Origin of the sequence: Streptomyces sp. NPDC047974 (assembly GCF_040653375.1) — a bacterium.
In the GTDB taxonomy this organism is placed as follows: domain Bacteria; phylum Actinomycetota; class Actinomycetes; order Streptomycetales; family Streptomycetaceae; genus Streptomyces.
Genome location: NZ_JBEZNU010000081.1, coordinates 1 through 5,572, shown reverse-complemented (window position 1 = coordinate 5,572; position 5,572 = coordinate 1). Strand labels below are relative to the sequence as shown.

Sequence of the window (5,572 nt, the reverse complement as noted above, 5' to 3'; positions counted from 1 at the left end):
GTTGAAGGCACCGTCAGCCTGGCTCAGCCGCAGCAGCGCGCGGACCTGCGGCTCCTGGTACTGCACGCGCGCCTCGAGGATCTCGGCCTTCTCGCTGTAGGACAGCAACAGCGCGCGCAGCGTCGCCGGATCGGTCAGCGCCTGCATCGGGTCAGGAGCCGCCGCCCCGGCCGTGATCGCGTCATAGGCGCGGATCACCTGCAGGCTGAAGCTGGGGCTGATCCACATGGCGTAGGCATAGACCAGCTCGCGCACCACGTAGCTGCCGCCGTAGCGGCCGGCCACCGAGTGCACCGGGTAAATCCGGGAATCACCGGAGTTGACCAGCTCGGCCACCAGTTCCTCGGTCTGCTTCAGGCGCTGCCAGTCGCTGGGCTGGTGGCGCTTCGCACCACCGGATGCCTGGTGCAGGTCGTTCAGGCAGAACCTGCCCACGTCGTCGCGGCGCACAGTGACCCCGCCAATCATCATTGCGTTCAAGAGAACACCTCCGTTTTCCAGCCGCCGCCAGAGCCGCGCTGGACTGCCAAGAATCGAAACGGGTACATCGCGGCGGCCACCTTCACCTTCACGCGGGCGTCTTCCTCCCAGAAGCCCTTCACCTCATGGGCCTCCAGGTCGCCAGCGGCCGTCATCACGAAGAAGTCGATGGTGAGGTGGGTCTTTTCGGCCAACTTCAGCTTCACGGACTCGAATCGGAACCACGCGATCTCGCCGGCGGCCAGCTGCAGCGCCAGATGTGCGGCATAGGCTTCTTCCGTCTTGTTCATCTCCCCAGGCACGTGCCTGGGCCTACCCCGCGCGACCTTGCCGGCGGCGTTTCCGCTGCCGGAGGATTGAACAGCAGCCGGCGGGCGGTAGGCGCGCGGCGCGGCCGGTGACGGAGCGGCTACCGGCGTGCTGGCCTGCACCAAGCGGCGCATGCCCTCCGGCATGTCCTGCACGGTGGCGTAGCGCAGCGAACGGCTGGACGTCTTCTTCGGTCGCATCAGGCGGATGCCTCCATAGCGCCCCACACGCGCATCGCGCGCTGCCGGAATGCGTCGAACTCCTGACGGGCGCGCTGCTGCGCGGCCTGGTGCTCACGATCCATCTGCTCGAGCATGCAGTCGAACTCGACGTTCAGCAGGCCCATAAGCTGCTCCATGGACAACCCGCCGCGCGTGCGCTGCCCCGATGGTGGCGCGAGTATTGGCATGGCCAGCTGCTGCTGACCCGAGGGCGGCGCCGGCGCACGCTCTACGCGGCCTGCCTCAGTCGCAGCCCACGTCGCCACCGGCCGCCCATCGCGGCCGCTGTCGCGGTTCTCGCACCTGCGCACCAGCCCATCACCATCCAGCTCTCGCAGTAGGCCAGCCACGGCGGCCGTGCTCAGCAGCATCACCTCGCGTGGCGCGCCGGACTCGAGCGCGGCGTTGCCCATCAGCTCCAATGCCTCCGCTGCAGTGCTCTCGCCATGGATGCCCAAGCAGAACAGCAGCAGCTGCCGCTGATAGGCGCGGATTTCAGCCGGCTCCATGCGTGCCTCCGAATCCCAGATCCGCCGCGGCCTGCGCCATGGCGCTGCGCGCGGCGTCGCGGTTGCGCACCACGTGCAGCTCTGGCTTGGGTGCAGGCAATGCAGCCATCGCCTCGGGCACGGCGCCGCCGTCCATCACATGCTTCACCGCCCTGTCGTAGGCGTTGGCTAACATGCGCTGCTGCTGCGCGCCGCTCTCGGCCGTGGCGTAGGCGTGCAGGTCCAGATTCGACCGCACCAGCACGGTGAACCCGCTATGTGCCTGGCCGGGTCGCATCTGGCCATCGACCTCGGCCAACGACGGCACGCCCAGACACATGGCTCGGAACTGCCCGGGGTTCGGCGGCCACTGCAGCGCACTGCGCAGGCAGTTTCCCATCCCATCGGCAACCTGTCGCGGGGTGATGCCGATCAGCACTTGGAACCACAGTTCTCCGGCGGTGGTCAGGCTGCCCGCGTTGTTCACCGGGGCCGAGCCGTTCTCGCGCACCCACTTTCCGGGAAACATACCGGCCATCCGTTCCCACACCGTCCACAGCATGCTCACCGCGCGCTGGTCCGGCTCAGTGGTGGACGGGTTCGAACTCGACGTCGATGACATCGCCACCTGTTCCGCCAAAGCCGCCAACTGCCGCGCGCTGCTCGAATTTTCGCCGCTGCTCTGCGACGTGGTCGGCAGAACCTTGCTGAGGGTTTGCATTGGTGCCTCCGGTGGTATTGGGGATTGCGGGCATTGCGCCTGCCGCATGGCGGTTGCGGGCGGTCTTGATTGCCCAAGGGAACGGGTTCGTGACCGGTGGCGATCGCGCCAGCCCTTCAGCGACCGTGTGCCCCAGCGTCTCCGGCGTCACGCCCTCCTTCAGGGCGGCCAGCAGGTCTGGGTGGCTCGGGTTGGTGGAATGGCATCCAGCCTTGCGCATCAGCAAGCACGCACGCCCCGCGTCGGTCACGCCTCCCAGAGATCCTTGAGTGAGATGTGATGTATCTGGAGTAGTAATGGGGTCTGGGGTCTGGGTACCCGTGTTCACACCTGTGTTCACACCACCTGTCACACGTGACTCTGCGTGACATGTCACGCGTGACAACTGGTCGAGTGTCACGCGCTCGTCGCCCGTGACATGCGTGACGTGGAGCGCCTTCAGCTGTGCCATCGTGACCAATCCTCCCGGCACGACGCCGACGGCGCGCAGGTCTTCGAACAGCATGGTTCTGCGTGCTCGGGTGCGTGCCTGGCGCTCGGTTTCATTGCTCTTTCGGGCATCGCGGCGGCCTTGGCCCTCGGCAATACGGCCTTGCGCCTTGGCGATTTGCTCATCGCAGCGCTTGCTGTGCCGTAATCCGTCTTCTGCCACGGGGAAGTAGCGCTCGGCGACCTTCTTGACCGCAGCCTTGTCCGCCGCAGTGATTGCGCCAGCGATGATGTACAGCTCGGCCAGGCTCTCTGGCAGCGCCTGCTCTTCCGAGTAGTACGCCAGCATCAGCTTGAAATAGACGCCGTGGTCGGTCAGGGACAGTCGGGTCGTGTCCTTGAGGTAGTCGCCCGGATACATCTCGAAGTAGATCATCAGGGTTCCCCGGCACCGTGCTTGCCGCGTGCCGCAGCACCGGGGCTGCCAATCCTGGCCAGCTCATGCTCGTTGGGCGGCAGCGTCTCCAGCCGGTATGTCTCACCCAGACTGTTGCGCCAGCGATACGCCGTGGCGCGGCTCACGCCGAAGTGCCGGACAATGGCCTCAACGGTTGGGAAATCGCTGAGCTCGACTGCCCAGCGCATGAACTCCATGACGATCCTGGTGGTGTTGTAGCCGGCAAGGGCGTGCTGCGGCGCGCTGCGCCGCGGCTTCTTTTCAGACATCGCGGCGGCGACCGGAGCTACGGCCGGCTCTCGCTCGGTCGGAGCGGCGCGGAGCGCAGGGCCACAGCGCAGACCGAGGGTCGGACTGATGTTCATCCTGTCGCCCCCGCATGGCCCGATACGGGGACCTCACGCCCCATCGCGGTGCTCAGCTGCCGCAGGCTGGGAAGCCGCCGCCTGGCGGCCGCCGGGTCGTTGAGGTCCTGCAGCGCGAGCTGCCAGCGATATGCCGTCGCGCGCGAAAGGCCGAATCGCTTCTGGAGCGCATCAACGCGCACCGGCTGCGGCTGCTCTTTGGCCCAGAGGACTACATCCACCATGGGCAGGAGCGGCACCACACTCTCGGGGATGCGACGGCCGGCACTGTCGAATTCGCTGACCACGGCGATTGCCCAGCTCACCATTGCACCGCCGCTCATCGCTGCGCACCCTGCACCGCTCGCGGCGCCAGATCCTGCAGGTGGCCCGACACGTAGCGCTTGGCCGTCACCAGCTCCGCCTCGAGCTGACCGATCTCGTCCAGCGCGCGACGCAGCTCAGGTATGTCCTTCGGGCAGATGCGGCCGTCAGCCAGGACGTTGGTGATCGCTTCGAGCGTGTGACCGAACTCCACCGACAGGCGGGCCACAGCCAGCACGCCGGCATGCGGCTCCATCATCGGGATACGGGCACCGAGAAAGCCATAGCGCTGGGCCAGTTCGCGCGAACAGGCGTCGCGCCAGTGCGGCGGCAGCGCGCGAACCCACGACTCTTCCAGATCAACGGGCATCTTGACTGTGCCATTGCGGATGCGGGCAATGAGCTGGCCGTTGGACTTCAGCGCTTTTTCGGTGCTGTCGGCGTCTACACCGACATGGAAGTGCAGGATGCGCTCGGCTGGCGCTACGTCCGCCATGTATTGCTCGGCGATCGCCTGGGCCAGGCTGCTATCGGTGTGGCCGCTGTTGCGGATGGCGTCGGTCGTGTGCCGAAACACCACCGCTGACCGCGGCTCGTGGTACTGAGGATCAGGCTTCATTTACGCACCTCGGGAGGCGATGCAAAGTGGTCGCCATGGACAGGACGACCGAAATTCAGGGATTGGGTGGCTTGCGGTTCGCAGCTCAGCGCTCAGGTGAGAACGCGATTACGCCGCGTCGACCGGCACGATCCGGTCAGCGTCTGGGTCGGTCTCCGAGCAGGGGAGTTCGCCGAAGATGTCAGGCCGCAATTCATGCCTCGAGACTTGGGTCATCGCCTCGATCGACAGGATGTGGTGCGCGGCAACCGGCCGACGGCCTGTGCGCCATTGCGAAACCAACGCGGGGTGAACCTTGAGCAGGCGCGCTAGTGCGCCCTGCCCTCCTACCGCGTCGATGGCCTTTTGGATCGGTACCACGGGGTGGTTGGGCTCGTTCATGCGCCAAACATAGCAGTGCTATTTACCCATGTAAATAGCATCGCTGTTCGTTTTCCTGAACACCTTCAAATAGCATCGCTATATGCCTAGGCCAGCCAACCCCAAGACCGCTGAAGGCCGCGCTATCGCGGAGGCCATCACCCGCGCCGGCCTGACCCAGGCGCTGGTTGCCGAGCGACTGGAGGTCACCCCCAGCTTCATTTCTCAGTTTTCGACTGGCTTGCGACCAGTGCCCTGGGACAAGGCAGAGGCTTTGGCCGATGTTCTCGGGCTACAGCCCCAGGAAGTAAGCGCTGAGTACGCTCGCCTCATGGACAGTTTCGGCACGTCTCAGGTTGCGAGACTTAACGCCGATATCGTCGTGGCCGCCATCGCTGTGGTGCGCAAGGCTCTAGATCTGGCCACAGGCGAGACATTCGATGTCGAGCAATCGCCCGATCTGTTTGCCCAGGCGCTGCGCGTTGCACTTGCTGCGGATTTGAGGAAACAGGGGAAGCGTACAGATGGATCTCGATCAGGAGATGGACAAGCTGGCTCAGCTGATCGCGCTGCGCGCGCAGCGGAAGATGGGCGACAAGCCCAAGCTCACGGTGGTCGGAAGCGTAAAGCCGGCTGAGCTGCCGGCTACAGCACCTGATGGAGTCAGCAGGAAGATCACGCACTCGGCGGTCCGCATGGACGTCGTACTTCGTGAGTCCCACTGCCGGATGATCCGGCACTTTCAGAGACGTTGGGGCTCTCCCATGCAGCTCCTGATCGACCAGGCTTGTTTCGGTTACATGGGCATCGAACAGCTTCC

At 65.4% G+C, this 5,572-nt stretch carries 11 protein-coding genes; 2 read left to right on the top strand and 9 right to left on the bottom strand.

The annotated features are described in order from the left end of the window. The 9 genes from AB0E19_RS38165 to AB0E19_RS38125 form a co-directional block, all read right to left on the bottom strand. Window positions 1-471 (bottom strand): KilA-N domain-containing protein (locus AB0E19_RS38165; protein ID WP_362189703.1); only part of this gene is annotated, 471 nt, incomplete at its 3' end. A gap of 5 nt (window positions 472-476) precedes the next feature. Further along, window positions 477-989, bottom strand: a complete 513-nt coding sequence (locus tag AB0E19_RS38160) for a hypothetical protein (RefSeq protein WP_239666440.1) — start codon at window positions 987-989, stop codon at window positions 477-479. Continuing rightward, the gene (locus tag AB0E19_RS38155; RefSeq protein WP_362189699.1) at window positions 989-1,519 is read right to left on the bottom strand and encodes a hypothetical protein; all 531 of its coding nucleotides are present in this window, start codon (window positions 1,517-1,519) and stop codon (window positions 989-991) included. Before AB0E19_RS38155 ends, AB0E19_RS38160 begins: the two co-directional genes overlap by 1 nt. Beyond that, window positions 1,506-2,066, bottom strand: a complete 561-nt coding sequence (locus AB0E19_RS38150; RefSeq protein WP_362189696.1) for a hypothetical protein — start codon at window positions 2,064-2,066, stop codon at window positions 1,506-1,508. The genes AB0E19_RS38155 and AB0E19_RS38150 overlap by 14 nt, the downstream gene beginning before the upstream one ends. 16 nt (window positions 2,067-2,082) lie before the next feature. Continuing rightward, window positions 2,083-3,084: a YdaU family protein gene (locus AB0E19_RS38145; protein ID WP_362189693.1), complete on the bottom strand. Its 1,002-nt coding sequence runs from the start codon at window positions 3,082-3,084 to the stop codon at window positions 2,083-2,085. Further along, window positions 3,084-3,374 (bottom strand): hypothetical protein, encoded by a 291-nt coding sequence (locus AB0E19_RS38140; protein WP_362189690.1) that lies wholly within the window; start codon window positions 3,372-3,374, stop codon window positions 3,084-3,086. Before AB0E19_RS38140 ends, AB0E19_RS38145 begins: the two co-directional genes overlap by 1 nt. A 92-nt stretch (window positions 3,375-3,466) precedes the next feature. After that, entirely contained in the window at window positions 3,467-3,793 is a 327-nt protein-coding gene (locus tag AB0E19_RS38135; RefSeq protein WP_315805987.1) for a hypothetical protein, read from the bottom strand. Next, entirely contained in the window at window positions 3,790-4,392 is a 603-nt protein-coding gene (locus AB0E19_RS38130) for a hypothetical protein (protein WP_064239326.1), read from the bottom strand. Before AB0E19_RS38130 ends, AB0E19_RS38135 begins: the two co-directional genes overlap by 4 nt. A gap of 108 nt (window positions 4,393-4,500) precedes the next feature. Next, the gene (locus AB0E19_RS38125; RefSeq protein ID WP_064239327.1) at window positions 4,501-4,773 is read right to left on the bottom strand and encodes a helix-turn-helix domain-containing protein; all 273 of its coding nucleotides are present in this window, start codon (window positions 4,771-4,773) and stop codon (window positions 4,501-4,503) included. A gap of 82 nt (window positions 4,774-4,855) precedes the next feature. Here AB0E19_RS38125 and AB0E19_RS38120 point away from each other — a divergent pair, with 82 nt between their 5' ends. Both AB0E19_RS38120 and AB0E19_RS38115 read left to right on the top strand, forming a co-directional pair. Further along, window positions 4,856-5,389: a helix-turn-helix transcriptional regulator gene (locus AB0E19_RS38120; protein WP_080473171.1), complete on the top strand. Its 534-nt coding sequence runs from the start codon at window positions 4,856-4,858 to the stop codon at window positions 5,387-5,389. Next, window positions 5,277-5,572 (top strand): hypothetical protein (locus AB0E19_RS38115; protein ID WP_362189706.1); only part of this gene is annotated, 296 nt, incomplete at its 3' end. The genes AB0E19_RS38120 and AB0E19_RS38115, both read left to right, overlap by 113 nt.

Excerpts from the sequence above, each read along its gene's own strand:
- AB0E19_RS38160 (WP_239666440.1), bottom strand. The coding sequence starts at position 989 with ATGCGACCGAAGAAGACGTCCAGCCGTTCGCTGCGCTACGCCACCGTG.
- AB0E19_RS38155 (WP_362189699.1), bottom strand. The coding sequence starts at position 1,519 with ATGGAGCCGGCTGAAATCCGCGCCTATCAGCGGCAGCTGCTGCTGTTC.
- AB0E19_RS38145 (WP_362189693.1), bottom strand. The coding sequence starts at position 3,084 with ATGATCTACTTCGAGATGTATCCGGGCGACTACCTCAAGGACACGACC.
- AB0E19_RS38140 (WP_362189690.1), bottom strand. The coding sequence starts at position 3,374 with ATGTCTGAAAAGAAGCCGCGGCGCAGCGCGCCGCAGCACGCCCTTGCC.
- AB0E19_RS38135 (WP_315805987.1), bottom strand. The coding sequence starts at position 3,793 with ATGAGCGGCGGTGCAATGGTGAGCTGGGCAATCGCCGTGGTCAGCGAA.
- AB0E19_RS38130 (WP_064239326.1), bottom strand. The coding sequence starts at position 4,392 with ATGAAGCCTGATCCTCAGTACCACGAGCCGCGGTCAGCGGTGGTGTTT.
- AB0E19_RS38125 (WP_064239327.1), bottom strand. The coding sequence starts at position 4,773 with ATGAACGAGCCCAACCACCCCGTGGTACCGATCCAAAAGGCCATCGAC.
- AB0E19_RS38120 (WP_080473171.1), top strand. The coding sequence starts at position 4,856 with ATGCCTAGGCCAGCCAACCCCAAGACCGCTGAAGGCCGCGCTATCGCG.